This is a genomic window from Enterobacter asburiae, from assembly GCF_008080435.1.
Lineage (GTDB): Bacteria > Pseudomonadota > Gammaproteobacteria > Enterobacterales > Enterobacteriaceae > Enterobacter > Enterobacter asburiae_C.
This window is the reverse complement of sequence record NZ_VRKN01000006.1, coordinates 1-26,118: the sequence shown is the minus strand read 5'-3', so window position 1 is coordinate 26,118 and position 26,118 is coordinate 1. Positions and strand designations below refer to the sequence as shown.

Genomic DNA, 26,118 nt, shown 5'->3' with positions numbered 1-26,118 from the left:
TTTATGCTGAGCATTCTCTGGAATCTGGCGGCGTTCATTGTTGCACTGGGTGTACTGATTACCGTGCATGAATTTGGCCATTTCTGGGTTGCTCGCCGCTGTGGCGTGCGCGTAGAGCGGTTTTCCATCGGTTTTGGTAAAGCACTCTGGACGCGCACCGACCGTCACGGCACGGAATTTGTCATCGCCCTTATCCCGCTGGGCGGCTACGTCAAGATGCTCGACGAACGCGTCGAGCCTGTCGCTCCTGAGCTGCGACACAGCGCATTCAACAATAAAACCGTTGGACAACGCGCCGCCATCATTGCTGCCGGACCGGTAGCCAACTTCATCTTTGCGATTTTCGCTTACTGGCTGGTGTTTATCATCGGCGTCCCTGGCGTGCGTCCGGTGGTGGGTGAAATTGCCCCTAACTCCATCGCGGCGGGTGCGCAAATTACATCCGGGATGGAACTTAAAGCGATTGATGGCATCGAAACCCCTGATTGGGATGCGGTGCGACTGCAGCTGGTAGCCAAAATCGGCGATCCGCAGACCACCATCAGCGTATCGCCGTTTGGTTCAGATACGCGTCAGGACAAAGTACTCGATTTACGTCACTGGCGTTTCGAGCCAGACAAAGAGGATCCCGTCGCTGCGCTGGGTATTCGTCCACGCGGCGCGCAGATCGAGCCGGTATTAGCCGAAGTACAGGCAAATTCGGCGGCGAGCAAAGCGGGTTTGCAAGCAGGCGACAGGATCGTTAAAGTCGATGGTCAACCATTAACAGAGTGGATGACCTTTGTTACTCTGGTGCGCGATAATCCGGGAACGTCTCTCGCGCTGGAAGTTGAAAGGCAAGGCAGTCCGCTTTCGCTGACGCTGATCCCGGATACGAAGTCGGTCGGCAAAAAGGCAGAAGGGTTTGCAGGCGTTGTGCCAAAAGTGATCCCACTGCCAGATGAGTACAAGACAATACGCCAGTATGGGCCGTTCAGCGCCATCCTTGAAGCCACGGATAAAACATGGCAACTGATGAAGCTGACGGTCAACATGTTGGGGAAATTGATAACCGGTGATGTGAAACTGAACAACCTCAGTGGGCCAATTTCGATTGCTCAGGGGGCTGGGATGTCAGCGGAATTCGGGGTGATTTACTATCTCATGTTCCTCGCGCTCATTAGCGTGAACCTTGGGATAATCAACCTGTTCCCGCTTCCCGTTTTAGACGGGGGTCATCTGCTGTTTTTAGCGATTGAAAAGCTAAAAGGCGGACCGGTATCCGAGCGAGTTCAAGACTTTAGTTATCGCATTGGCTCGATTTTGCTGGTGCTGTTAATGGGGCTTGCACTTTTCAATGATTTCTCTCGGTTGTAAGAGAGTGTTAGGAAGAACGCATAATAACGATGGCGATGAAAAAGTTGCTCATAGCGTCGCTGCTGTTTAGCAGCGCCACCGTATACGGTGCTGACGGGTTCGTAGTGAAAGACATTCATTTCGAAGGCCTCCAGCGTGTCGCCGTTGGTGCGGCCCTCCTCAGTATGCCTGTACGCCCCGGCGATACGGTTAATGATGATGATATCAGTAACACCATCCGTGCTCTGTTTGCCACTGGCAACTTTGAGGATGTCCGCGTCCTGCGCGATGGTGATACGCTGCTGGTACAGGTAAAAGAACGTCCAACGATTGCCAGTATCACTTTCTCCGGTAACAAGTCGGTGAAAGATGACATGCTCAAGCAGAACCTTGAAGCATCAGGTGTTCGTGTGGGTGAATCCCTGGACCGCACAACCCTTTCAGACATTGAAAAAGGTCTGGAAGACTTCTACTACAGCGTCGGTAAATACAGTGCCAGCGTGAAGGCGGTTGTCACTCCGCTGCCACGTAACCGTGTTGACCTGAAACTGGTCTTCCAGGAAGGTGTTTCTGCGAAGATCCAGCAGATCAACATTGTCGGCAACCACGCCTTCAGCACCGACGAACTGATCTCCACCTTCCAGCTGCGCGATGAAGTGCCATGGTGGAACGTGGTAGGCGATCGCAAATACCAGAAACAGAAACTGGCGGGCGACCTTGAAACCCTGCGCAGCTACTATCTCGATCGTGGCTATGCGCGTTTCAACATCGACTCGACTCAGGTAAGCCTGACGCCGGACAAGAAAGGGATCTACATTACGGTAAACATCACTGAAGGCGAGCAGTACAAGCTTTCTGGTGTTGAAGTGAGTGGTAACCTGGCAGGGCATTCTGCTGAAATCGAATCGCTGACCAAAATTCAGCCAGGCGACCTGTATAGCGGTTCCAAGGTAACCAAAATGGAAGACAGCATTAAGAAGCTGCTCGGCCGCTATGGTTATGCCTATCCGCGCGTACAGACTCAACCGGAAATCAACGATGCGGATAAAACCGTTAAGCTGCATGTGAATGTTGATGCGGGTAACCGTTTCTACGTGCGTAAGATCCGCTTCGTTGGTAACGACACCTCCAAAGATTCCGTTCTGCGTCGCGAAATGCGTCAGATGGAAGGCGCATGGTTGGGAAGCGACCTCGTTGATCAGGGTAAAGAGCGTCTGAACCGTCTGGGCTATTTTGAAACGGTGGATACCGATACCCAGCGCGTACCGGGCAGCCCGGATCAGGTTGATGTCGTTTATAAAGTGAAAGAGCGCAACACCGGTAGCTTCAACTTCGGTGTGGGCTACGGTACTGAAAGCGGCGTCAGCTTCCAGGTCGGCGTGCAGCAGGATAACTGGCTGGGTACGGGTTACTCTGTCGGTATTAACGGCACCAAAAACGACTACCAGACCTACTCTGAGTTCTCTGTGACTAACCCATACTTCACCGTAGACGGTGTGAGCCTGGGCGGTCGTATCTTCTATAACGACTTTAAAGCAGACGACGCGGATCTGTCTTCCTACACCAACAAGAGTTACGGTGTAGACGGTACGCTTGGCTTCCCGGTTAACGAATACAACACCCTGCGTGCGGGCTTAGGTTACGTGCATAACGACCTGTCCAACATGCAACCGCAGGTGGCGATGTGGCGTTATCTGGACTCAATCGGCCAGTCAACCAGTAAGAATGGTAATGACAATGGCTTCGCGGCGGATGACTTCACCTTTAACTACGGCTGGACTTATAACCGTCTTGACCGTGGTTACTTCCCAACGGAAGGTTCTCGCGTCAACCTGAACGGTAAAGTGACCGTGCCGGGTTCCGATAACGAGTTCTATAAGGTCACGCTGGATACCGCGTCCTACTTCCCGATCGATGACGATCATAAGTGGGTGGTTCTGGGTCGTACCCGTTGGGGCTATGGCGATGGTCTGGGTGGCAAAGAACTGCCGTTCTATGAAAACTTCTATGCGGGTGGCTCCAGCACCGTTCGTGGTTTCCAGTCCAACAACATTGGTCCGAAAGCGGTTTACTACGGCGGTAACGACAAAGATAACTGTGATAAGTCTTCCTCTTCCGAAGTCTGTAGCTCCAATGACGCGGTGGGCGGTAACGCCATGGCCGTTGCTAGCCTGGAATTCATCACGCCAACGCCGTTTATCAGTGATAAATACGCGAACTCGGTACGTACGTCCTTCTTCTGGGATGCCGGTACCGTGTGGGATACCAACTGGCAGAATACTGCCCAGATGCGCGCAGAAGGCATTCCTGACTACAGCGATCCGAGCAATATTCGCATGTCTGCCGGTATCGCATTACAATGGATGTCACCGCTGGGGCCGTTGGTCTTCTCTTACGCCCAGCCGTTTAAGAAATATGATGGAGACAAAGCGGAGCAATTCCAGTTTAACATTGGTAAAACCTGGTAATAATCCGCTGCAAAGGAATGCGTTGGCAGTGTAGCGCTGACAACTGGCGATCGGTAACACGGTCGCCTTGCCACGCAAAGAACGGTACCTTCTGGTGCCAATGGGATGGTAAGGAGTTAATTGTGAAAAAGTGGTTATTAGCTGCAGGTCTCGGTTTAGCGATGGCAACTTCTGCTCAGGCAGCAGACAAAATTGCAATCGTCAACATGGGTAATTTGTTCCAGCAGGTTGCACAGAAAACAGGTGTTTCTGCGACTCTGGAAAACGAATTCAAAGGCCGTGCAAGCGAACTGCAGGGTATGGAAAACGATCTTCAGTCCAAAATGCAGCGTCTGCAGCGTGATGGTTCTACCATGAAAGCAAGCGACCGCAGCAAGCTGGAAAAAGACGTAATGGCTCAGCGCCAGGCGTTCTCCCAGAAAGCGCAGGCTTTTGAGCAGGATCGTCAGCGTCGTTCTAACGAAGAACGCGGCAAGCTGGTAACTCGCATTCAGACTGCTGTTAAAGCAGTGGCTGCCGATCAGAGTATCGATCTGGTTGTAGATGCGAACGCCGTTGCTTATAACAGCAAAGATGTTAAAGACATCACTGCTGATGTTCTGAAACAGGTTAAATAAGTAATGCCTTCAATTCGACTGGCTGATTTAGCTCAGCAGTTGGATGCAGAATTACACGGTGATGGCAATATCGTCATCACCGCTGTTGCGTCCATGCAATCTGCTAAAGCTGGCACGATTACCTTCATGGTAAGCCCTAAGTACCGTGAGCAACTGGCTCAATGCCAGGCGTCAGCTGTTGTTCTGACGCAGGACGATCTTCCATTTGCCACTGTAAGCGCGTTGGTAGTGAAAAACCCCTACCTGACGTATGCACGCATGGCTCAAATTCTTGATACCACGCCGCAACCGGCGCAGAACATTGCCGCCAGTGCAGCGATTGATGCGACGGCCAGGCTGGGTAACAACGTCGCCGTTGGCGCGAATGCGGTTATCGAATCCGGTGTTGTGCTGGGCGATAACGTCGTCATTGGCCCGGGTTGCTTCGTTGGGAAAAATACGAAAATCGGCGCCGGGACCCGTTTATGGGCCAATGTGTCCGTTTATCATGATGTTGAAATTGGCGAAAATTGCCTCGTCCAGTCCAGCACTGTGATTGGTTCTGATGGCTTTGGTTACGCTAACGATCGCGGTAACTGGGTTAAGATCCCGCAGCTTGGTCGCGTCATTATTGGCGATCGCGTAGAGATCGGCGCCTGTACCACCATTGATCGTGGCGCGCTTGACGACACGATCATTGGCAATGGTGTTATCATTGATAACCAGTGCCAGATTGCGCATAACGTTGTGATTGGCGACAATACCGCGGTTGCGGGTGGCGTCATCATGGCAGGCAGCCTGAAAATTGGCCGTTATTGTATGATTGGCGGTGCGAGCGTGATTAATGGCCATATGGAAATATGCGACAAGGTCACCGTGACGGGAATGGGCATGGTAATGCGTCCTATCACTGAACCTGGCGTCTATTCCTCAGGCATTCCGCTACAACCCAACAAGGTATGGCGTAAAACAGCAGCTCTGGTGATGAACATTGATGATATGAGCAAGCGCCTCAAGTCTCTTGAGCGTAAGATCGATCAACAAGATTAAGCGTCATCCGTTTAACGCTATTTTTCCCGGCCTGTCGGCTTTCTAATAAACCGGCAGGCCGTGTTATTATTGTTATCAGTACATTTTGACAGGAAGAGTATTTTGACTACTGACACTCATACTCTGCATATTGAAGAGATTTTAGAACTTCTGCCGCACCGCTACCCGTTTCTGCTGGTAGACCGTGTGCTGGATTTTGAAGAAGGTCGTTTTCTGCGCGCAGTGAAAAATGTTTCCGTGAACGAGCCGTTCTTCCAGGGGCACTTCCCTGGTAAGCCTATCTTCCCGGGTGTGTTGATTCTGGAAGCGATGGCTCAGGCTACCGGTATTCTGGCGTTTAAAAGCGTTGGCAAACTGGAGCCAGGTGAGCTGTATTACTTCGCGGGTATTGATGAAGCGCGCTTTAAGCGCCCTGTCGTGCCTGGTGATCAGATGATCATGGAAGTCACTTTTGAAAAAACGCGTCGTGGCCTGACTCGCTTCAAAGGCGTAGCGCTGGTTGACGGCAAAGTTGTTTGCGAAGCGACGATGATGTGTGCTCGTAGCCGGGAGTCCTGATACGTGATTGATAAATCCTCCTTTATTCATCCTACCGCTATTGTGGAAACCGGTGCCATCATTGGCGCTAACGTCCACATTGGCCCGTTTTGTATTGTTGGACCCCATGTCGAAATTGGTGAGGGTACAGTACTGAAATCTCACGTTGTCGTGAATGGTCACACGACCATTGGCTGCAATAACGAGATCTATCAGTTCGCCTCCATCGGCGAAGTTAACCAGGATTTGAAATATGCTGGTGAGTCGACCCGTCTGGAAATTGGCGATCGTAACCGTATTCGCGAAAGCGTCACCATTCATCGTGGAACAGTACAAGGTGGTGGGTTGACGAAGGTGGGCAGCGATAACCTGTTTATGGTTAATGCGCATATCGCGCACGACTGTACCGTAGGTGACCGCTGTATTCTTGCCAACAACGCAACGCTGGCAGGACACGTATCGGTTGATGACTTCGCAATTATTGGCGGCATGACCGCAGTCCATCAGTTCTGCATCATTGGTGCGCACGTGATGGTTGGCGGATGCTCCGGTGTGGCGCAGGACGTCCCACCTTATGTGATTGCGCAGGGCAACCATGCCACGCCGTTTGGCGTGAACATCGAAGGTCTCAAGCGTCGTGGTTTTAGTCGCGAAGCGATTACTGCCATCCGCAACGCGTACAAACAGCTGTACCGTAGCGGTAAAACGCTGGAAGAGGCGAAGCCGGAAATTGCCGAGCTGGCGAATCAGCACCCGGAAGTGAACGCGTTCATGGAATTCTTTGACCGTTCAACAAGGGGTCTGATTCGTTAATGGTCGACAGTCGTCCGCTTACGATAGCCCTGGTCGCCGGAGAAACCTCCGGCGATATTCTTGGTGCAGGTCTCATCCGCGCGCTTAAGGCGCGTGTACCCAATGCTCGCTTTGTCGGCGTTGCTGGCCCGCTGATGCAGGCCGAAGGCTGTGAAGCCTGGTATGAAATGGAAGAGCTGGCCGTGATGGGCATCGTTGAGGTGCTGGGACGGCTACGCCGTTTACTGCACATCCGTGCCGATCTCACCCGCCGTTTTACCGAACTCAAACCCGATGTGTTTGTCGGTATCGATGCACCTGATTTCAACATTACCCTCGAAGGGAATCTGAAAAAGCAGGGCATTAAAACCATTCACTACGTCAGTCCGTCCGTCTGGGCGTGGCGACAGAAACGCGTTTTCAAAATTGGACGGTCCACCAACCTGGTGCTGGCTTTTCTGCCTTTCGAAAAAGCGTTTTACGACAGATTTAATGTTCCGTGCCGTTTTATCGGTCATACCATGGCGGATGCGATGCCATTGGATCCGGATAAAAACGCGGCGCGCGACGTGCTGGGCATCCCGCATGATGTGCACTGTCTGGCATTGCTGCCAGGCAGCCGTGGCGCAGAAGTTGAGATGCTGAGCGCCGATTTCCTCAAAACAGCGCAAATTCTTCGCCAGACTTATCCCGATCTTGAAGTGGTTGTTCCGCTGGTGAATGCCAAACGCCGCGAGCAGTTTGAGCGCATCAAAGCGGAAGTTGCCCCGGATCTTCACGTCCGTCTTCTGGACGGGAAAGGGCGGGAAGCGATGTATGCGAGCGATGCCGCGCTGCTGGCCTCCGGCACGGCGGCGCTGGAATGTATGTTGGCGAAATGCCCGATGGTGGTCGGTTATCGCATGAAGCCGTTCACTTTCTGGCTGGCAAAACGTCTGGTGAAAACGGATTATGTCTCCCTGCCAAACCTGCTTGCCGGGCGCGAGCTGGTGAAAGAGCTGCTGCAGGATGAGTGCCAGCCGCAGGCGCTCGCCGATGCGCTGCTGCCGCTGCTCGCCAACGGCAAAACCAGCCACCAGATGCACGATACCTTCCGCGAACTGCATCAACTGATCCGCTGTAATGCTGATGAGCAAGCGGCTGATGCGGTGCTGGAGTTAGCAAAATGATGGAATTTGTTTATCCTCACACTCGCCTTGTGGCGGGTGTGGACGAAGTGGGTCGTGGCCCGTTAGTCGGGGCTGTGGTGACCGCCGCGGTGATCCTCGATCCGGCTCGCCCGATTATTGGGCTGAACGACTCAAAAAAATTGTCTGAAAAGCGCCGGCTGGCGCTGTTTAGTGAGATTCAGGAGAAGGCGCTGGCCTGGAGCCTGGGGCGCGCTGAACCGCATGAAATAGACGAGCTGAATATTTTGCATGCCACGATGCTGGCGATGCAGCGCGCGGTAGCGGGTTTGAACATTTCCCCGGAATATGTCCTGATTGACGGCAACCGCTGTCCGGCATTACCCATGCCTTCAATGGCGGTCGTCAAAGGCGATAGCCGGGTCGCAGAAATTAGCGCAGCTTCTATTATTGCCAAAGTGACGCGTGACGCCGAAATGGCCGCGCTGGATCTCACTTACCCTCAGTACGGTTTCGCCCAGCACAAGGGTTATCCTACACCTTTCCATCTGGAAAGACTGGCTGAACATGGCGCAACCGAACACCACCGTCGCAGCTTTGGCCCGGTGAAACGCGCCCTGGGACGGGTGTCCTGAATCAATACGCAAGCAATTAAGTAACGCGGAATCTGAAGATGGCTGAACCACGTTTCGTACACCTGCGGGTGCATAGCGACTACTCCATGATCGATGGGCTGGCGAAGACCGGGCCGCTGGTAAAAAAGGCGGCCTCCCTTGGCATGCCCGCGCTGGCGATCACCGATTTTACCAACCTGTGTGGCCTGGTGAAGTTCTACGGAACGGCGCACGGCGCGGGGATGAAGCCCATCGTCGGGGCGGATTTTCATGTGCAGAGCGATCTCATCGGCGATGAAATGACGCAACTCTCCGTGCTGGCGATGAACAACACGGGCTATCAAAATCTCACTCTGCTTATCTCTAAAGCCTATCAGCGCGGATATGGTGCGCTGGGTCCGTGGATCGACAGAGACTGGCTGGCTGAGCTGAACGAAGGGCTGCTGCTGATCTCTGGCGGCCGTATGGGGGATGTCGGCAAATGCCTGCTGCGCGGCAATAGCGCGCTGGTGGATCAGTGCGTCTCGTTCTATGAAGAGTATTTCCCGGATCGTTATTATCTGGAGTTGATCCGCACCGGTCGCCAGGACGAAGAGAGCTATCTGCATGCCGCGGTCGCACTTGCGGAAGAGCGCGGCCTGCCCGTCGTCGCGACAAACGATGTCCGGTTCCTCGAACCGGGTGATTTTGACGCTCACGAAATTCGCGTGGCGATCCACGATGGTTTCACGCTGGACGATCCGAAACGACCGCGTAATTACTCCGCTCAACAGTATATGCGCAGCGAGGAGGAGATGTGTGAACTCTTCTCCGATATCCCTGAAGCGCTGGAAAACAGCGTAGAGATCGCCAGGCGCTGTAACGTTACCGTCCGCCTCGGCGAATATTTCCTGCCCCAGTTCCCGACGGGTGACATGACCACGGAAGATTTCCTGGTCGTGAAATCTAAAGAGGGTCTGGAAGAGCGTCTGGAATTCCTGTTCCCGGATGAAGCCGTTCGCAAAGAGAAGCGGCCGCCGTACGATGAACGCCTGGATATTGAACTCCAGGTGATCAACCAGATGGGCTTCCCGGGCTACTTCCTGATCGTTATGGAGTTTATCCAGTGGTCGAAGGATAACGGCGTACCGGTCGGACCGGGGCGTGGCTCCGGTGCAGGATCGCTTGTGGCCTATGCGCTTAAAATTACCGACCTCGATCCGCTGGAATTCGACCTGCTGTTCGAACGTTTCCTCAACCCGGAACGTGTTTCCATGCCCGACTTTGACGTCGACTTCTGCATGGAGAAACGCGACCAGGTGATCGAGCACGTCGCCGATATGTACGGCCGTGACGCGGTATCGCAGATTATTACGTTCGGTACGATGGCGGCGAAAGCGGTTATCCGTGACGTCGGCCGCGTGCTGGGCCACCCGTACGGGTTTGTCGATCGTATTTCTAAGCTGGTGCCGCCCGATCCGGGCATGACGCTGGCAAAAGCGTTTGAAGCTGAACCTCAGCTGCCGGAAATCTACGAAGCTGACGAAGAAGTTAAAGCGCTGATCGACATGGCGCGCAAGCTGGAAGGCGTCACGCGTAATGCCGGTAAGCATGCGGGGGGCGTGGTTATCGCGCCGACCAAAATTACCGACTTCGCGCCGCTCTACTGCGATGAAGCGGGTGAGCATCCGGTTACTCAGTTTGATAAGAACGACGTGGAATACGCCGGGCTGGTGAAGTTTGACTTCCTCGGCCTGCGTACGCTGACGATCATCGACTGGGCGCTGAAGATGATCAACCCGCGCCGGGAAAAGCAGGGCCTTGAGCCGATAGACATTGCCGCCATCCCGCTGGATGACAAGAAAAGTTTCGACATGCTGCAGCGCTCGGAGACCACCGCGGTCTTCCAGCTTGAATCCCGCGGCATGAAAGATCTGATCAAACGTCTGCAGCCCGACTGCTTCGAAGATATGATCGCACTGGTCGCCCTGTTCCGTCCGGGCCCGCTGCAGTCAGGGATGGTAGATAACTTTATCGACCGTAAGCACGGGCGCGAAGAGATTTCTTACCCGGACGTTCAGTGGCAGCATGAAAGCCTGAAGCCGGTACTGGAGCCAACCTACGGCATTATCCTGTATCAGGAACAGGTCATGCAGATTGCCCAGGTGCTTTCCGGCTATACCCTCGGCGGCGCGGACATGTTGCGTCGTGCGATGGGTAAGAAAAAGCCGGAAGAGATGGCCAAGCAACGAGGCACTTTCGAAGAAGGCGCGAGAAAAAACGGCGTTGATGGTGAACTGGCGATTAAGATCTTTGACCTGGTGGAGAAATTCGCCGGGTACGGATTTAACAAATCCCACTCCGCCGCCTATGCTTTGGTGTCGTATCAAACGCTGTGGCTGAAAGCACACTATCCTGCTGAATTTATGGCGGCGGTAATGACTGCCGATATGGACAACACCGAGAAGGTGGTGGGCCTGGTGGACGAGTGCTGGCGCATGGGGCTGAAGATCCTGCCGCCGGATATTAACTCAGGACTCTACCACTTCCACGTCAATGACGACGGAGAGATCGTTTACGGGATTGGCGCGATCAAAGGCGTAGGCGAGGGGCCGATCGAGGCGATCATCGAAGCGCGTAACAACGGCGGGTATTTCCGCGAGCTGTTCGATCTGTGCGCCCGTACCGATACCAAAAAACTGAACCGCCGCGTGCTGGAAAAACTGATCATGTCCGGCGCGTTTGACAGGCTGGGGCCGCACCGCGCCGCGCTGATGAATTCCCTCGGCGACGCGCTGAAAGCGGCGGATCAGCATGCAAAAGCGGAAGCCATTGGTCAGGCGGATATGTTCGGGGTGCTGGCGGAAGAGCCGGAGCAGATCGAGCAATCTTATTCCAACTGCCAGCCGTGGCCAGAACAGGTGGTACTGGATGGAGAGCGTGAGACGTTAGGTTTGTACCTGACGGGGCACCCGATCAACCAGTACATCAAAGAAATTGAGCGCTATGTCGGCGGCCACAGGCTTAAAGACATGCATCCGACAGAACGTGGTAAAATCACCACGGCTGCGGGGCTCGTGATTGCTGCAAGGGTTATGGTCACCAAGCGCGGCAATCGTATCGGCATCTGTACGTTGGATGACCGTTCCGGGCGTCTGGAGGTGATGTTGTTCACCGACGCGCTGGATAAATACCAGCAATTGCTGGAAAAAGACCGCATACTTATCGTCAGCGGACAGGTCAGCTTTGATGACTTCAGTGGGGGGCTTAAAATGACCGCCCGCGAAGTGATGGACATTGACGAAGCCCGGGAAAAATATGCTCGCGGGCTTGCTATCTCGCTGACGGACAGGCAAATTGATGACCAGCTTTTAAACCGACTCCGTCAGTCTCTGGAACCCCACCGCTCGGGGACAATTCCAGTACATCTCTACTATCAGAGGGCGGATGCACGTGCGCGGTTGCGCTTTGGTGCAACGTGGCGTGTCTCTCCGAGCGATCGTTTACTGAACGATCTCCGTGGCCTCATTGGTTCGGAGCAGGTGGAACTGGAGTTTGACTAATACAGGAATACTATGAGTCTGAATTTCCTTGATTTCGAACAGCCGATTGCTGAGCTGGAAGCGAAAATCGATTCTCTGACAGCGGTAAGCCGTCAGGATGAAAAACTGGATATTAACATCGACGAAGAAGTGCATCGTCTGCGCGAGAAAAGCGTAGAGCTGACGCGCAAAATCTTTGCCGATCTCGGCGCATGGCAGGTGGCCCAGTTGGCTCGCCATCCACAGCGTCCGTACACCCTGGATTATGTCCGCCTGGCGTTTGACGAATTTGACGAACTGGCAGGCGATCGCGCATACGCTGACGATAAAGCTATCGTTGGCGGTATCGCGCGTCTGGACGGACGCCCGGTGATGATCATTGGTCATCAGAAAGGTCGTGAAACCAAAGAGAAAATCCGTCGTAACTTTGGTATGCCAGCACCAGAAGGCTACCGTAAAGCCCTGCGTCTGATGGAGATGGCTGAGCGTTTCAATATGCCAATCATCACCTTCATCGACACCCCGGGTGCATATCCTGGCGTGGGTGCGGAAGAGCGCGGTCAGTCTGAAGCTATCGCACGCAACCTTCGCGAGATGTCTCGTCTGAAGGTCCCGGTCATCTGTACCGTGATCGGTGAGGGTGGTTCCGGTGGTGCGCTGGCCATTGGCGTGGGCGATAAAGTGAATATGCTGCAGTACAGCACCTATTCCGTTATCTCCCCGGAAGGCTGCGCGTCCATTCTGTGGAAAAGCGCCGACAAAGCGCCGCTGGCTGCAGAAGCAATGGGCATCATTGCGCCACGCCTGAAAGAGCTTAAGCTGATCGATTCCATCATCCCGGAACCGCTGGGTGGTGCGCATCGTAAGCCGGAAGTGATGGCGGCTTCCCTGAAAGCGCAGTTGCTGGCTGACCTCGCGGATCTGGACGTGCTGAGCAAAGACGATCTGCTTAATCGTCGTTACCAGCGTCTGATGACCTACGGTTACGCGTAAGCGTCACAATTATCTGAAAAGCCGCACAATGTTGCGGCTTTTTTTATACCTGCCGTTTACCTTAACTATGCTTAGCTAATGTTTTTTAAGGAGGAAGCCCATGAATATCATTGCCATTATGGGGCCGCACGGCGTCTTTTATAAAGATGAGCCGATTAAGGAGCTGGAGCAAGCCCTACAGTCGCGCGGGTATCAGCTAATCTGGCCGCACAACAGCGCCGACCTGCTGAAGTTCATCGAGCATAACCCACGTATCTGCGGCGTGATCTTCGACTGGGACGAATATGATCTCGAACTGTGCAGCGATATCAACAAGCTGAACGAATACCTCCCGCTGTATGCATTTATTAATACCCACTCAACCATGGACGTCAGCGCCAATGATATGCGTATGGCGCTGTGGTTTTTTGAATATTCCCTCGGCGTGGCGGAAGATATTGCGACCCGAATTCAGCAGTACACGGGTGAATACCTCGATAACATTACGCCACCATTTACCCGCGCGCTCTTCACCTACGTGAAGGAAGGCAAATATACCTTCTGTACGCCGGGTCATATGGCGGGAACGGCTTATCAAAAAAGCCCGGTGGGCTGCCTGTTCTATGATTTCTTCGGTGGCAATACGCTGAAAGCGGACGTGTCGATTTCAGTCACCGAATTAGGCTCTCTGCTCGACCACACCGGCCCGCATCTGGAAGCCGAAGAGTATATCGCCCGCACCTTTGGCGCTGAGCAGAGCTATATGGTGACCAACGGCACCTCGACCTCGAACAAAATCGTCGGGATGTACGCTGCGCCTGCTGGCAGCACCTTGCTGATTGACCGTAACTGCCATAAATCGCTGGCACACCTGTTGATGATGAGCGACGTCGTACCGCTCTGGCTGTCACCCACGCGTAACGCGCTCGGTATTCTTGGCGGCATTCCGCGCCGGGAGTTCACCCATGACGCCATTGAAAGTAAGGTCGCGGCAATTCCTGGCGCAAGCTGGCCTGTCCATGCGGTGATCACCAACTCAACCTATGACGGTCTGCTGTATAACACGAACTGGATCAAAAAGACGCTGGACGTGCCGTCGATCCACTTCGATTCCGCATGGGTGCCGTACACCAATTTCCACCCGATTTACGCAGGTAAAAGCGGCATGAGCGGTGAACGCGTGCCGGGTAAAGTCTTCTTCGAAACGCAGTCGACGCATAAAATGCTGGCGGCGTTTTCCCAGGCTTCGCTTATTCACATCAAAGGCGAGTACGACGAAGACACGTTCAACGAAGCCTTTATGATGCACACCACCACCTCACCGAGCTATCCGCTGGTGGCCTCCATTGAAACGGCCGCGGCGATGCTGCGCGGCAACCCGGGCAAACGTCTCATCAACCGTTCGGTGGAGCGCGCGCTGCATTTTCGCAAAGAGGTTCAGCGGCTAAAAGATGAAGCCGACGGCTGGTTCTTTGATATCTGGCAGCCGGAAGAGATTGATGAAGCAGAATGCTGGCCCGTCTCGCCCGGCGAAGACTGGCATGGATTCCGGGATGCCGATAGCGACCATATGTTCCTCGACCCGGTAAAAGTGACGATCCTGACGCCGGGTATGGATGAGCAGGGCAAGATGAGCGATGAAGGTATTCCGGCCGCGCTGGTGGCGAAATTCCTGGATGAACGAGGCGTGGTGGTGGAGAAAACCGGCCCCTATAATCTGCTGTTCCTGTTCAGCATTGGGATCGATAAAACCCGGGCGATGGGGTTGTTGCGCGGCCTGATGGAGTTTAAGCGCGCCTACGATCTCAACCTGCGGGTGAAGAACATGCTGCCGGATCTCTACGCGGAGGATCCTGACTTCTATCGTAATATGCGCATTCAGGATCTGGCTCAGGGGATCCACAGGCTGATTCGTCAGCACGATCTGCCGCGTCTGATGCTCCAGGCATTCGATGTATTACCGGAGATGAAGTTTACTCCGCACAAGGCATGGCAGCGCCAGGTGAAAGGGGAGGTCGAAACCGTCGAGCTGGAAAATCTGGTCGGACGCATATCGGCTAACATGATCCTGCCTTACCCGCCAGGCGTTCCGCTCCTGATGCCGGGAGAGATGATTACCGAAGAGAGTCGGGCCGTGCTCGATTTCCTGCTGATGCTCTGTTCTGTCGGCCGCCACTATCCCGGTTTTGAGACGGATATCCACGGTGCGAAGCGCGACGAGAACGGCGTTTACTGGGTGCGAGTCCTAAAATAAAGGTGACCGCTTGCCAGGCGCGGGTTTTCGGTTGTAACGTTCAGGCATCATAAAAAGGAGAAGCTATGCTGGGTTTAAAACAGGTTCATCATATTGCGATCATTGCGACCGATTACGCGAAAAGTAAGGCCTTCTACTGCGACATCCTGGGCTTTACGCTGTTGAGCGAGGCCTACCGCGAGGAGCGCGATTCCTGGAAGGGCGACCTGGCGTTAAACGGGCAATATGTGATTGAGCTGTTCTCTTTTCCTTTTCCGCCTGCGCGTCCGTCCCGCCCGGAAGCCTGTGGCCTGCGTCATCTTGCCTTCAGCGTCGATGACCTGGATAGCGCCGTCAAACATCTGGAAGCGCACGGCGTGACGTGCGAAGCGATACGCGTCGATCCGTTCACCGACAAGCGCTTTACCTTTTTCAACGACCCGGACGGTTTGCCGCTGGAGCTTTATCAGCAGTAATGGTTGTCCTGTGTGATAATGCCCGCTCAGTTCGGGCATTTTTTATGTGTAATCTCCTATGACCTTACCCGCTATCGCACAAGCCGTTTCACCGTACCGCCAGCTGCTGGTGGGGTTTAGCGGTGGCCTGGATTCCACCGTTCTGCTACATCACCTTAAGCTTTGGCGCGATCGGGAACCTGACGTCCAGCTTCGGGCTATACACATCCACCACGGATTAAGTCCTCACGCAGAGGAGTGGGTGGCGCACTGTGAAGCCTTGTGTGCGGCCTGGGCGATCCCGCTCATCGTTGAGCGCGTCACGCTTGCGGAGGAAGGTCAGGGCATCGAGGCGCAGGCGCGTAAAGCCCGCTATGCCGCATTTGCCGGGGCATTACGTACTGGCGAAGCGCTGGTCACGGCCCAGCATCTGGATGACCAGTGTGAAACCTTTCTGCTGGCGCTTAAGCGAGGCAGCGGGCCGGCGGGGCTTTCTGCCATGCCGGCGCGTTCTGAATTTGCCGGCACTACGTTACTGCGTCCGCTGCTTGGCGAGACGCGTGCCTCACTGGAAGCCTGGGCGCGAGAACATCAGCTGAACTGGATTGAGGATGAGAGTAACCAGGATGACGGCTATGATCGTAACTTCCTGCGTCTGCGCATCCTCCCGCTTTTAGGCGAGCGCTGGCCGCATTTCGCCGACGCGACGGCAAGAAGCGCCATGTTGTGCGCCGAACAGGAATCGTTGCTGGATGAGCTGTTGAGCGACGAGCTGGCTGGACTCATTTCTGCCGACGGGGCGTTGGCGATCGCGCCGATGATAGCGATGAGCCCGGTACGTCGCGCCGCGCTGTTACGACGCTGGCTGGCCTTTCATCACGCCGCGATGCCGTCGCGGACAATGCTGAGCCGTATCTGGGACGAAGTCGCACTGGCGCGGGATGATGCTTCACCGTGCGTCCACCTGAACGGTTTTGAGGTTAGGCGCTATAAAGGGGAACTCTGGTGGATAAAATCCACGCCCTCAATGACCGATGTGGTGCTCGACTGGCTTTCTCCTGACGCACCGCTGGTATTGCCCTGTGAAGCAGGACGCGTCTCCCTCCTGCCGTCTGGTCATGTGCGGCTGCCGAAGCCCGGTGAACCGGTCACCGTGCGCTTTAAGGCCGGCGGCATGCTGCATATCGTCGGGCGCAACGGGGGAAGGAAGCTGAAGAAAATATGGCAGGAGTGTAACGTGCCGCCGTGGCTGCGTGACACCACGCCGCTACTGTTCTACGGTGAAACGCTTATCGCTGCGGCAGGGGTGTTCATCACGGAAGAGGGGTGGTCAGAAGAGGGTGTCTGTTTTGAGTGGCAGAAAGCGTAACGGGCAGCCTGGCTGCCCGTTAGTGTCATCAGGATTCGCTCACAACCACGGTGCCGATTTGCGGGTGGCTGAAGCTGGCTATTTTGTCCAGACGCAGCTCACGCGTCGCACCGGCATCTTCCACTATCAGGTATTCCACATTTTTACGTGAAACCAGATCGCTGGCTTTCGCCTTCAACACTTCGCCATCTTTTAGCTCCAGCGTCAGTAATAAATGATGCTGGCAGGCGAGTTCGAGGTTGTCATAGTCATCACAATTGATGGGTTGATAAGTATCATTCATCGACATAATCGCTCACCAGTAAATTCGCCGCAGCATACGCTGCTTTTTCCCTGACCGACTCTGAAAGGCTCTCATCAGAGGCCACTTCATTAAGCACCTTCAATACACAGCCCAACGCGTCCGGGACATACCCCAGATCTCCGCTGGCGATTTCCGCATACCGTTTGCGAATTAACTCACAATAATTATTCACATCCCCTCCCGCCAGCGCACTGACTTACTGTGAGATATCATTAAGCCTACGAAGATAAACTCGGTTTAGCAAGGTGACTATACCATACTCATTTAAGCAATATCAGAGCCTTGATAGCGGTGTATTTAACACCCTGTAACAGCCTTTTGCCGCGGTTTTCGCTACAATGTGCACCTGATTCGAATGGAGTTCTCTCATGGCGCTGAAAGCGACAATTTATAAAGCAGTGGTCAATGTGGCCGATCTGGATCGCAACCAGTTCCTGGACGCGTCGCTGACTCTGGCACGCCACCCCTCCGAAACCCAGGAGCGCATGATGCTGCGCCTGCTGGCGTGGATTAAGTATGCTGACGAGCGTCTGCATTTTACCCGTGGGTTAAGCGCGGAAGACGAGCCTGAAGCCTGGCTGCGCAACGATCATCTGGGTATCGATTTGTGGATCGAACTCGGACTGCCGGACGAGCGCAGAATTAAGAAGGCCTGTACCCAGTCCGCTGAAGTGGCCTTATTCGCGTATAATCAGCGCGCTGCGGAGATTTGGTGGCAGCAAAATAAGAGCAAGTGCGGACAGTTTAAACATCTCACGGTCTGGTATCTGGATGATGAGCAACTGGCCCAGTTGAGCGAGTTTGCCAGCCGGACCATGGTTTTGCAGGCGACGATTCAGGATGGCGCCATCTGGCTCTCTGATTCTCAGAATAATCTGGAAATTCATTTAACGGCGTGGCAACCCGCGTCATGATCGTCTTGTCCCGAAACGTCAGCATTCCTGACAACGAGCTGGAAATCACCGCCATCCGTGCGCAGGGGGCAGGTGGGCAGCACGTCAACAAGGCGTCGACGGCTATCCATTTGCGTTTTGACATTCGGGCCTCAAGCCTGCCAGAGTATTATAAAGAAAGCCTGCTTGCCGCCAGCCATCACCTGATCACCAGCGATGGCGTGATGGTGATCAAAGCCCAGGAATACCGCAGCCAGGAACTCAACCGGGAAGCGGCGATAGCCAGGCTGGTAGCAGTCATCAGCGAGTTAACGGCAGTACAAAAAAGCCGCCGGGCAACACGGCCAACCCGCGCATCGAAAGAGCGTCGGTTGTCCTCGAAGTCCCAAAAATCCACAGTGAAAGCACTACGCGGTAAAGTTCGTCGCCCGACAGAGTGACGAAAGGGAACACACTTTTCATAAGGAATTCATTGTGAAAAAAGCATTATGGTCAGCGCTGGCAGTGAGTACGCTGTTTGCGCTTTTCGGGTGTAACAACCGCTCCGAAACGCAGGTTTTACAACCCACGCAAACGGAAGAATTAAAACCAATGCAGCAAAGCTGGCGCGGCGTACTGCCTTGCGCGGACTGCGAAGGTATTGAAACGTCTCTGTTCCTGCAAAAAGATGGCACCTGGGTGATGAATCAGCGCTATCAGGGTGCTAAAGAGCCTTCTTCTTTTGCGACTTATGGAACATGGGCGCGTACGGCGGAGAAGCTGGTCCTGACGGATACCTCCGGGGAGAAAACCTGGTTCCGCCCTAAAGGTGACAGCATGGAGATGCTCGACCGCGAAGGTAACCCTATTCAGTCCCAGTTCAACTACACGCTGGCACCGGTGAAAGCGGCCCTGCCTGCAACGCCGATGGCAATGCGGGGGATGTACTTCTATATGGCGGATGCGGCGATCTTTACCGACTGCGCAACCGGCAGGAAGGTCAGCGTGGCAAACAATGCGCAGCTTGAACGTGATTACGCTGTGGCACGCGGCAATGACAGCAAGCCGGTATTACTGACGGTTGACGGTCACTTTACGCTGGAGCCAAACCCGGATAGCGGAGAGATGGTGAAAACGCTGGTGGCAGATAAAGACGCGAAGTTTGTCGCGGGTAAAGACTGTAACAGTAAATAAGCTGACGTTGAGCCATTAAAAAACCCCGCCTGAGCGGGGTTTTTTGTTTAGCCTTTGATGGCTTTCACCAGGTAATCAAGAATGTCGCCGGTCTTGATCATCTGTTTTTCGCCGCTGCGACGGTATTTGTATTCAATCTCATCGCTGTCGAGGTTACGGTCGCCGATGACGACGGTGTGCGGGATACCGATCAGTTCCATATCGGCGAACATCACGCCTGGACGCTCTTTACGGTCATCCATCAGTACTTCGATACCCTGAGCGCGCAGCTCGGCATACAGCTTCTCGGCCAGCTCCTGCACGCGGTAAGACTTGTGCATATTCATTGGCAGAATAGCCACCTGGAACGGCGCGATGTTGTCCGGCCAGACGATGCCACGCTCGTCGTAGTTCTGCTCAATTGCCGCAGCCACCACGCGCGTCACCCCGATACCGTAGCAACCCATGGTCAGGATCTGGTTACGGCCATCTTCACCCTGAACAGCGGCGTTCAGCGCACGAGAGTATTTATCACCCAACTGGAAGATGTGACCGACTTCGATGCCGCGCTTAATCATCAGGGTACCCTGGCCGTCCGGGCTTGGATCGCCTGCAACCACGTTACGGATGTCAGCTACTTCCGGCGTCGCCACGTCGCGATCCCAGTTGATGCCGAAGTAATGTTTATCGTCGATGTTCGCACCTGCAGAGAAGTCGCTCATTGCAGCAACCGTGCGGTCAATAACAACCGGCACCGGCATATTGACCGGACCGAGAGAACCTGGACCCGCATTCACCACGGCGCGAATTTCCGCTTCCGTTGCGAACGTCAGCGGGCTGGCTACCTGCGGCAGCTTCTCAGCTTTCACTTCGTTCAGCTCGTGATCGCCACGCACCAGCAGGGCAACCAGCGGGTAAGCGCTACCTTCGGTGGATTTCACCAGCAGCGTTTTAACGGTTTTTTCGACTGGCAGATTGAACTGCTCAACCAGCTCGGCGATGGTTTTCGCGTTTGGCGTGTCAACCAGCGTCATCTCTTGCGTTGCCGCGCCTCGTGGTTCTTTTGGTGCCAGCGCTTCTGCAAATTCGATGTTCGCCGCGTAGTCTGAAGAGTCAGAGAAGATCACATCGTCTTCACCGCTCTGTGCCAGTACCTGGAACTCATGGGATGCGCTACCGCCGATGGAGCCGGTATCAGCCTGCACAGCACGGAAATCCAGACCCATGCGGGAGAAGATTTTGCTGTATGCCGCGTACATTGCGTCGTAAGTCTCTTGCAGTGATTCCTGAGAGGTATGGAAAGAGTAGGCATCTTTCATCAGGAATTCGCGAGAGCGCATGACGCCGAAACGTGGGCGAACTTCGTCACGGAACTTGGTCTGGATCTGGAAGAAGTTCAGCGGCAGCTGTTTGTAAGAGCTCAGCTCATTACGAATCAGGTCGGTAATGACTTCTTCATGCGTTGGGCCGAGAACGAACGGACGCTCGCCGCGATCGACGAAGCGCAGCAGTTCAGGACCATACTGTTCCCAACGGCCACTCTCCTGCCACAGGTCAGCGGGCTGAACCACAGGCATGGACACCTCGATAGCACCGGCGTTGTTCATCTCTTCACGCACGATGTTTTCGACTTTTTTCAGGACGCGCACGCCGGTCGGCAGCCAGGTATATAACCCGGAGGCCAGCTTGCGGATCATCCCGGCGCGCAGCATCAGCTGATGGCTGATCACTTCGGCGTCGGCAGGCGTCTCCTTCAGAGTGGAGAGCAGATATTGGCTAGTACGCATGTTGTTACGGTTCCATTTCGACGATTGGAACAGGCTGAAACACCAGCCTGACACAAAAAAAGTGGTTTAGTTTACCAGTGTGGCAAAGATGCCAAAAGAGAGGAGAACAAAATTACCTGGGTTCAAGGGCAAACACTTCAAAACCTGCCCCGGTAACGCGCCAGCGAACGTCAAAATCCAGCAGCCAGACGGCGTACGTTTTTCCTGCTTCCTCTTCTTTACGGTAGGCCGGACGAGGGTCCTGTGCCAGAACTTCAATGATGAAATCCCGTAAGCGAGGATAGCGCTTCTCCAGTTGACCGAGCTGCGCGGTTATCTCCGGCGTAAAATAAACAGGCATGTCCGCCTGCGGTGCGTCCTGAGCATAACTTGCGCGAGCGTCCGGGAGGGCTTCGGCGAAGGGCAAATAGGGTTTGATGTCGATTACCGGCGTGCCGTCTACCAGGTCCAGGCTACCTAACTCCAGTATCACCTGATCTTTCTGGCAACGTATACCTTTCAGTTCAACCAGCGACATTCCAACCGGGTTAGGGCGGAAGGTCGAGCGAGTCGCAAACACGCCCATTCTCGCATTTCCGCCAAGACGAGGAGGACGCACGGTCGGACGCCAGCCGCCTTCCATCGTCTGGTGAAACACGAAGACCACCCATAAATGGCTGAAAGCCTCGAGCCCGCGTACCGCATCCGCCTGATTGTAAGGCGCAATCAGGTGAAGCTCACCGCTTCCGCTGGTCACAAGACCGGGCTGACGGGGGACGGCGAACTTCTCTTTATAAGGAGAGTGGATAACGCCTATCTGCTCGAACTGAAATGCACTCATTTTGCCGTGATGTTCAGCGCAGAACCGATGCAAACCGCCTGACGGTAGCAGCCCGGCGTGCCGCTGGTAACTTCACAGCTGTGCAGCAGGACCGCGTTGGCTTTCATTTTTGCGGCATTAATCTGCATACGTTTACGCGCTGTCGGAATATTCGGTGGTGAGTCCTGATTGGTCGCCTGGCAGGATTCGCCACTCACTTCGCCCAGTTCACGGAACGGTTTACCGACGAGTTCGTCTGCTTTCGTGATAATGCGAACCGGCGCAGGGCGAACCACTTTCGGTTTCGCAGGCTCGGTTTTTGGCGGGGTTGCCGTGCTTTGAACAGGTTCAACGGGAGATCTGCTTAGCATAGAACAGCCGCTCAGCATGAGTGCTAAAAGACAGATCGGTAAAGCACGCATAATATTTCCTCAATGGATAATCAAAACGTCAGATATTGAATCAGTAGACTGCACAAATGACAAGACGGGCATAAGCCCGTCCTGATGATATTACACTGAGGTGAGATTACCAGCCTTTAACAGCGCCGCCGTTAAACACTTTGTTGGCTTCCTGGTAAACTTCATCAGACTGATAAGCCTGAACGAATTTCTTCACGTTTTCCGCGTCTTTGTTGTCTTCGCGAGTCACGATCAGGTTAACGTACGGGGAGTCTTTATCTTCAACGAAGATACCGTCTTTGGCTGGTGTCAGGCCGATCTGGCTGGCGTAAGTGGTGTTGATCACGGCCAGGGCAATCTGCGCATCGTCCAGAGAACGTGGCAGCTGCGGTGCTTCCAGTTCAACAATTTTCAGATTTTTCGGGTTTTCGGTGACATCCAGAACGGTTGGCAGCAGGCCAACACCGTCTTTCAGTTTGATCAGGCCCACTTTCTGCAGCAGCAGCAGGGAACGACCAAGGTTGGTTGGGTCGTTAGGCACGGCAACCTGAGAGCCCGGCTGCAGTTCGTCCAACGATTTAATTTTCTTAGAGTAACCGGCAATTGGATAAACGAAGGTGTTCCCGACACCCACCAGTTTATAGCCGCGATCTTTGATTTGCTGATCCAGATATGGCTTATGCTGGAAGGCGTTAGCGTCGATATCGCCTTTGCTCAGCGCTTCGTTCGGCAGAACGTAATCGTTGAAGGTCACCAGCTCAACGTCCAGGCCATACTTCTCTTTTGCCACTTTCTGAGCAACTTCAGCAACCTGTTGTTCTGCACCCACGATAACGCCCACTTTAATGTGGTTTGGATCTTTCTCGTCCTGACCGCATCCCACCAGTGCCAGAGAGCCGATCAGCGCGCCTACTGCTGCAAAGGTCTTTAATTTAAACGCCATGTTTTATCCTTAACTCGTAGAGTTTGTGTTGTGTGTAACGTTATTTGTGAGTAACGGTCCGGACGATGCGATCGCCAGAGAACTGGATTAAATAAACCAGAACAACCAGCAATACCAGAACGGTATTCATCACGGTAGCGTTATATCCAATATAGCCGTACTGGTAACCAATCTGACCTAAACCGCCAGCGCCAACAGCACCACCCATTGCGGAATAACCGACCAGCGTGATGAGCGTGATGGTTGCCGCGTTCACCAGGCCAGGCAGTGCTTCCGGGAGCAGGACTTTGCGGACGATCTGCATCGGTGTTGCACCCATCGCGCGCGAGGCTTCGATCAAACCGGTTGGAATTTCCAGCAGGGCGTTTTCCACCATACGGGCGATAAACGGCGCAGCCCCAACGGTCAGCGGAACAATGGCCGCCTGCAGTCCGATAGACGTTCCGACGATCACGCGGGTAAACGGAATCATCCACACCAGCAGAATAATGAACGGGATAGAACGGAAGATGTTCACCAGCGCAGAGAGCGTTCGGTACAGTTTCGCGTTCTCAATGATTTGACCCGGACGTGTCACGTACAGCAATACGCCGACCGGCAGGCCAATCACAAAACCAAAGAAGCCAGAGACAAAGGTCATTGCCAGCGTTTCCCAAACGCCGCGAACCAGCAGCCACATCATCGGCTCAGACATAACCCAGTACCTCTACTTTTACGTGGTGTTCTTGCAGCCAGGCAATCGCGGCCTGGGTTTCTTCTTGTGTGCCGTGCATTTCTGTCAGCATGATGCCGAACTTCACGCCACCGGCGTAATCCATCTGCGCGCTGATGATGTTGTTGTTCACGTTAAAGCGACGCGCGGTTTCGGAAAGCAGGGGAGCGTCAACGGACTGACCGGTGAACTCCATGCGCAGCATCGGGACGCTGTCTGCCGTTGGTTCGGTTTTCAAACGCTCCAGATAGTCTTCCGGAATATCCAGATGCAGTGTGGACTGGATGAACTGCTGTGCCAGCGGCGTCTTCGGATGCGAGAACACTTCACTTACCGTGTCCTGCTCGATCAGTTCACCGTTGCTGATGACCGCCACGCAGTCGCAGATGCGTTTCACCACATCCATCTCGTGCGTAATAAGGAGGATCGTCAGACCCAGGCGACGGTTAATGTCTTTCAGCAGTTCCAGAATCGAACGCGTGGTTGCCGGATCCAGTGCGCTGGTGGCTTCATCACACAGCAGTACCTTAGGATTGCTTGCCAGCGCGCGGGCAATGGCCACACGCTGTTTTTGCCCACCAGACAGATTTGCCGGGTAGCTATCATGTTTGTCGCCCAGACCTACGAGGTCGAGCAGCTCGGTGACGCGACGCTTCACTTCTTCTTTCGGCGTGTTATCCAGTTCAAGCGGCAAGGCAACGTTGCCGAACACGGTGCGCGAGGCCAGCAGGTTAAAGTGCTGGAAGATCATGCCAATCTGGCGACGCGCTTTGGTGAGTTCTTTCTCTGAGAGGGCGGTAAGTTCCTGGCCGCCAACTTCTACGCTGCCCTGGGTTGGGCGCTCAAGCAGGTTAACACAACGAATCAGCGTGCTTTTACCTGCACCCGATGCGCCAATGACGCCATAAATTTGACCAGCAGGAACATGCAGGCTGACGTTGTTCAGCGCCTGAATGGTTCGGTTCCCCTGCTGGAACACTTTGGTGATATTGGAAAGTTTAATCATTAGATTATTTTTATCGTATGTAAGTTAGCCGTGGCATTTTCTTCTGCCAGATACGGGTGATGACCGTAAACAAAACGGATGTTAAGGCATCCAGACGTCTAAATCAATCCAACTCTGTACGATGAGCACTTTATTGCGCTGCGATTCATGAGATACTAGCTGAACACGCCTTTTTCAGGAGCAAACCGGTGGCAAAATCAGTACCCGCAATTTTTCTCGATCGTGATGGCACTATTAATGTGGATCATGGTTACGTCCATGAGATTGATGAGTTCGAGTTTATCGAGGGCGCAATTGATGCCATGCGCCAGCTGAAAGAGATGGGTTATGCGCTGGTGGTCGTGACGAACCAGTCTGGTATTGCACGCGGTAAATTCACCGAAGCGCAGTTCGAGACGCTGACAGAATGGATGGACTGGTCGTTGGCCGACCGCGGTGTGGATCTCGATGGCATCTACTATTGTCCGCATCACCCACAGGGAACAGTAGAAGAGTATCGCCAGACCTGTGATTGCCGTAAGCCGCATCCGGGGATGTTTATCTCTGCGCAGGAGTTCCTGCACATTGATATGGCCGCTTCTTATATGGTGGGCGACAAACTGGAAGACATGCAGGCAGCGGCGGCGGCTGGCGTAGGGACCAAAATATTAGTGCGCACCGGTAAGCCCGTGACGCCAGAAGCAGAAAGTGCAGCGGATTGGGTGATTAATAGTCTGGCCGATCTGCCAAAAGAGATTAAAAAGCACCAAAAATAGCCTTTTTGGTGAAAAGATGAGCGGTTGAAATAAAAATGCATTTTTCCGCTTGTCATTCCTCGGCGGCCCCCTATAATGCGCCTCCATCGACACGGCGGATGTGAATCACTTCACAAACAACCCGGTCGGTTGAAGAGAAAAAATCCTGAAATAACGGGTTGACTCTGAAAGAGGAAAGCGTAATATACGCCACCTCGCAACGGTGAGCGAAAGCCGCGTTGCACTGCTCTTTAACAATTTATCAGACAATCTGTGTGGGCACTCAAAGTGACATGGATTCTTAATGTCTACGGACAA

General features: G+C 54.1%; 25 protein-coding genes. 17 read left to right on the top strand and 8 right to left on the bottom strand.

Going from position 1 to position 26,118, the window contains the following annotated elements; genetic code table 11:
- Positions 1–3: 3 nt before the first annotated feature.
- From rseP to tilS, 13 genes are all read left to right on the top strand, one after another.
- A complete protein-coding gene (gene rseP / locus FU672_RS13210; RefSeq protein WP_148243572.1) occupies positions 4–1,356 on the top strand; it encodes a sigma E protease regulator RseP in 1,353 nt (450 codons plus the stop codon).
- A 29-nt stretch (positions 1,357–1,385) separates the two neighbouring features.
- Positions 1,386–3,803 (top strand): outer membrane protein assembly factor BamA, encoded by a 2,418-nt coding sequence (bamA, locus tag FU672_RS13205; protein ID WP_148243571.1) that lies wholly within the window; start codon positions 1,386–1,388, stop codon positions 3,801–3,803.
- Between the two features lie 122 nt (positions 3,804–3,925).
- A complete protein-coding gene (skp, locus tag FU672_RS13200; protein WP_148243570.1) occupies positions 3,926–4,420 on the top strand; it encodes a molecular chaperone Skp in 495 nt (164 codons plus the stop codon).
- 3 nt (positions 4,421–4,423) lie between these two features.
- On the top strand, positions 4,424–5,449 hold the full coding sequence (lpxD, locus tag FU672_RS13195) for a UDP-3-O-(3-hydroxymyristoyl)glucosamine N-acyltransferase (protein ID WP_148243569.1): 1,026 nt from the start codon (positions 4,424–4,426) through the stop codon (positions 5,447–5,449).
- Between the two features lie 102 nt (positions 5,450–5,551).
- Positions 5,552–6,007 carry a 3-hydroxyacyl-ACP dehydratase FabZ gene (gene fabZ, locus FU672_RS13190; RefSeq protein WP_010426706.1) on the top strand — a complete coding sequence of 152 codons (456 nt, stop codon included), beginning with the start codon at positions 5,552–5,554 and terminating at the stop codon, positions 6,005–6,007.
- A 3-nt stretch (positions 6,008–6,010) separates the two neighbouring features.
- Positions 6,011–6,799, top strand: coding sequence for an acyl-ACP--UDP-N-acetylglucosamine O-acyltransferase (lpxA, locus tag FU672_RS13185; RefSeq protein ID WP_148243568.1), 789 nt, complete (start codon positions 6,011–6,013; stop codon positions 6,797–6,799).
- The gene (gene lpxB, locus FU672_RS13180; RefSeq protein WP_090418985.1) at positions 6,799–7,947 is read left to right on the top strand and encodes a lipid-A-disaccharide synthase; all 1,149 of its coding nucleotides are present in this window, start codon (positions 6,799–6,801) and stop codon (positions 7,945–7,947) included. The genes lpxA and lpxB overlap by 1 nt, the downstream gene beginning before the upstream one ends.
- A complete protein-coding gene (gene rnhB, locus FU672_RS13175) occupies positions 7,944–8,540 on the top strand; it encodes a ribonuclease HII (RefSeq protein WP_049123388.1) in 597 nt (198 codons plus the stop codon). The genes lpxB and rnhB overlap by 4 nt, the downstream gene beginning before the upstream one ends.
- Before the next feature lie 38 nt (positions 8,541–8,578).
- The gene (dnaE, locus tag FU672_RS13170) at positions 8,579–12,061 is read left to right on the top strand and encodes a DNA polymerase III subunit alpha (protein ID WP_148243567.1); all 3,483 of its coding nucleotides are present in this window, start codon (positions 8,579–8,581) and stop codon (positions 12,059–12,061) included.
- A 12-nt stretch (positions 12,062–12,073) separates the two neighbouring features.
- Positions 12,074–13,033 (top strand): acetyl-CoA carboxylase carboxyl transferase subunit alpha, encoded by a 960-nt coding sequence (gene accA, locus FU672_RS13165; protein ID WP_023310466.1) that lies wholly within the window; start codon positions 12,074–12,076, stop codon positions 13,031–13,033.
- A 100-nt stretch (positions 13,034–13,133) separates the two neighbouring features.
- Positions 13,134–15,266, top strand: coding sequence for a lysine decarboxylase LdcC (locus FU672_RS13160; RefSeq protein ID WP_148243566.1), 2,133 nt, complete (start codon positions 13,134–13,136; stop codon positions 15,264–15,266).
- A gap of 65 nt (positions 15,267–15,331) precedes the next feature.
- Positions 15,332–15,721 (top strand): VOC family protein, encoded by a 390-nt coding sequence (locus FU672_RS13155; RefSeq protein WP_023293230.1) that lies wholly within the window; start codon positions 15,332–15,334, stop codon positions 15,719–15,721.
- A 58-nt stretch (positions 15,722–15,779) separates the two neighbouring features.
- A complete protein-coding gene (gene tilS, locus FU672_RS13150) occupies positions 15,780–17,069 on the top strand; it encodes a tRNA lysidine(34) synthetase TilS (RefSeq protein WP_148243565.1) in 1,290 nt (429 codons plus the stop codon).
- 28 nt (positions 17,070–17,097) lie between these two features.
- Here the strand turns inward: tilS and rof are convergent, their stop codons facing one another.
- Positions 17,098–17,358, bottom strand: a complete 261-nt coding sequence (gene rof / locus FU672_RS13145) for a Rho-binding antiterminator (protein ID WP_008501890.1) — start codon at positions 17,356–17,358, stop codon at positions 17,098–17,100.
- Positions 17,345–17,545, bottom strand: a complete 201-nt coding sequence (locus FU672_RS13140; protein WP_008501889.1) for a YaeP family protein — start codon at positions 17,543–17,545, stop codon at positions 17,345–17,347. Before FU672_RS13140 ends, rof begins: the two co-directional genes overlap by 14 nt.
- Before the next feature lie 196 nt (positions 17,546–17,741).
- Here FU672_RS13140 and FU672_RS13135 point away from each other — a divergent pair, with 196 nt between their 5' ends.
- The 3 genes from FU672_RS13135 to nlpE are packed head-to-tail and all read left to right on the top strand — an operon-like array spanning position 17,742 to position 19,439.
- Positions 17,742–18,287: a YaeQ family protein gene (locus FU672_RS13135; RefSeq protein ID WP_148243564.1), complete on the top strand. Its 546-nt coding sequence runs from the start codon at positions 17,742–17,744 to the stop codon at positions 18,285–18,287.
- Positions 18,284–18,706 (top strand): alternative ribosome rescue aminoacyl-tRNA hydrolase ArfB, encoded by a 423-nt coding sequence (gene arfB, locus FU672_RS13130; protein WP_148243738.1) that lies wholly within the window; start codon positions 18,284–18,286, stop codon positions 18,704–18,706. The genes FU672_RS13135 and arfB overlap by 4 nt, the downstream gene beginning before the upstream one ends.
- 34 nt (positions 18,707–18,740) lie before the next feature.
- On the top strand, positions 18,741–19,439 hold the full coding sequence (gene nlpE, locus FU672_RS13125) for an envelope stress response activation lipoprotein NlpE (protein WP_148243563.1): 699 nt from the start codon (positions 18,741–18,743) through the stop codon (positions 19,437–19,439).
- Between the two features lie 47 nt (positions 19,440–19,486).
- On the opposite strand, the gene proS is transcribed toward nlpE, so the two are convergent.
- The 6 genes from proS to metN all read right to left on the bottom strand — a co-directional run bounded on the left by proS (position 19,487) and on the right by metN (position 25,066).
- Positions 19,487–21,205, bottom strand: a complete 1,719-nt coding sequence (gene proS, locus FU672_RS13120) for a proline--tRNA ligase (protein ID WP_148243562.1) — start codon at positions 21,203–21,205, stop codon at positions 19,487–19,489.
- Between the two features lie 112 nt (positions 21,206–21,317).
- The gene (gene tsaA / locus FU672_RS13115) at positions 21,318–22,025 is read right to left on the bottom strand and encodes a tRNA (N6-threonylcarbamoyladenosine(37)-N6)-methyltransferase TrmO (protein WP_148243561.1); all 708 of its coding nucleotides are present in this window, start codon (positions 22,023–22,025) and stop codon (positions 21,318–21,320) included.
- Complete coding sequence (rcsF, locus tag FU672_RS13110; RefSeq protein ID WP_008501883.1) at positions 22,022–22,426, bottom strand: envelope stress sensor lipoprotein RcsF; 405 nt, start codon at positions 22,424–22,426, stop codon at positions 22,022–22,024. The genes tsaA and rcsF overlap by 4 nt, the downstream gene beginning before the upstream one ends.
- Before the next feature lie 106 nt (positions 22,427–22,532).
- Positions 22,533–23,348, bottom strand: coding sequence for a methionine ABC transporter substrate-binding lipoprotein MetQ (metQ, locus tag FU672_RS13105; protein WP_014168729.1), 816 nt, complete (start codon positions 23,346–23,348; stop codon positions 22,533–22,535).
- A gap of 40 nt (positions 23,349–23,388) precedes the next feature.
- On the bottom strand, positions 23,389–24,042 hold the full coding sequence (locus tag FU672_RS13100) for a methionine ABC transporter permease MetI (RefSeq protein ID WP_014168730.1): 654 nt from the start codon (positions 24,040–24,042) through the stop codon (positions 23,389–23,391).
- Positions 24,035–25,066, bottom strand: a complete 1,032-nt coding sequence (metN, locus tag FU672_RS13095) for a methionine ABC transporter ATP-binding protein MetN (protein ID WP_023334590.1) — start codon at positions 25,064–25,066, stop codon at positions 24,035–24,037. Before metN ends, FU672_RS13100 begins: the two co-directional genes overlap by 8 nt.
- A gap of 188 nt (positions 25,067–25,254) precedes the next feature.
- On the opposite strand from metN, the gene gmhB reads away from it, so the two are divergent.
- Positions 25,255–25,821 carry a D-glycero-beta-D-manno-heptose 1,7-bisphosphate 7-phosphatase gene (gene gmhB, locus FU672_RS13090; RefSeq protein ID WP_032642465.1) on the top strand — a complete coding sequence of 189 codons (567 nt, stop codon included), beginning with the start codon at positions 25,255–25,257 and terminating at the stop codon, positions 25,819–25,821.
- Positions 25,822–26,118 lie beyond the last annotated feature (297 nt).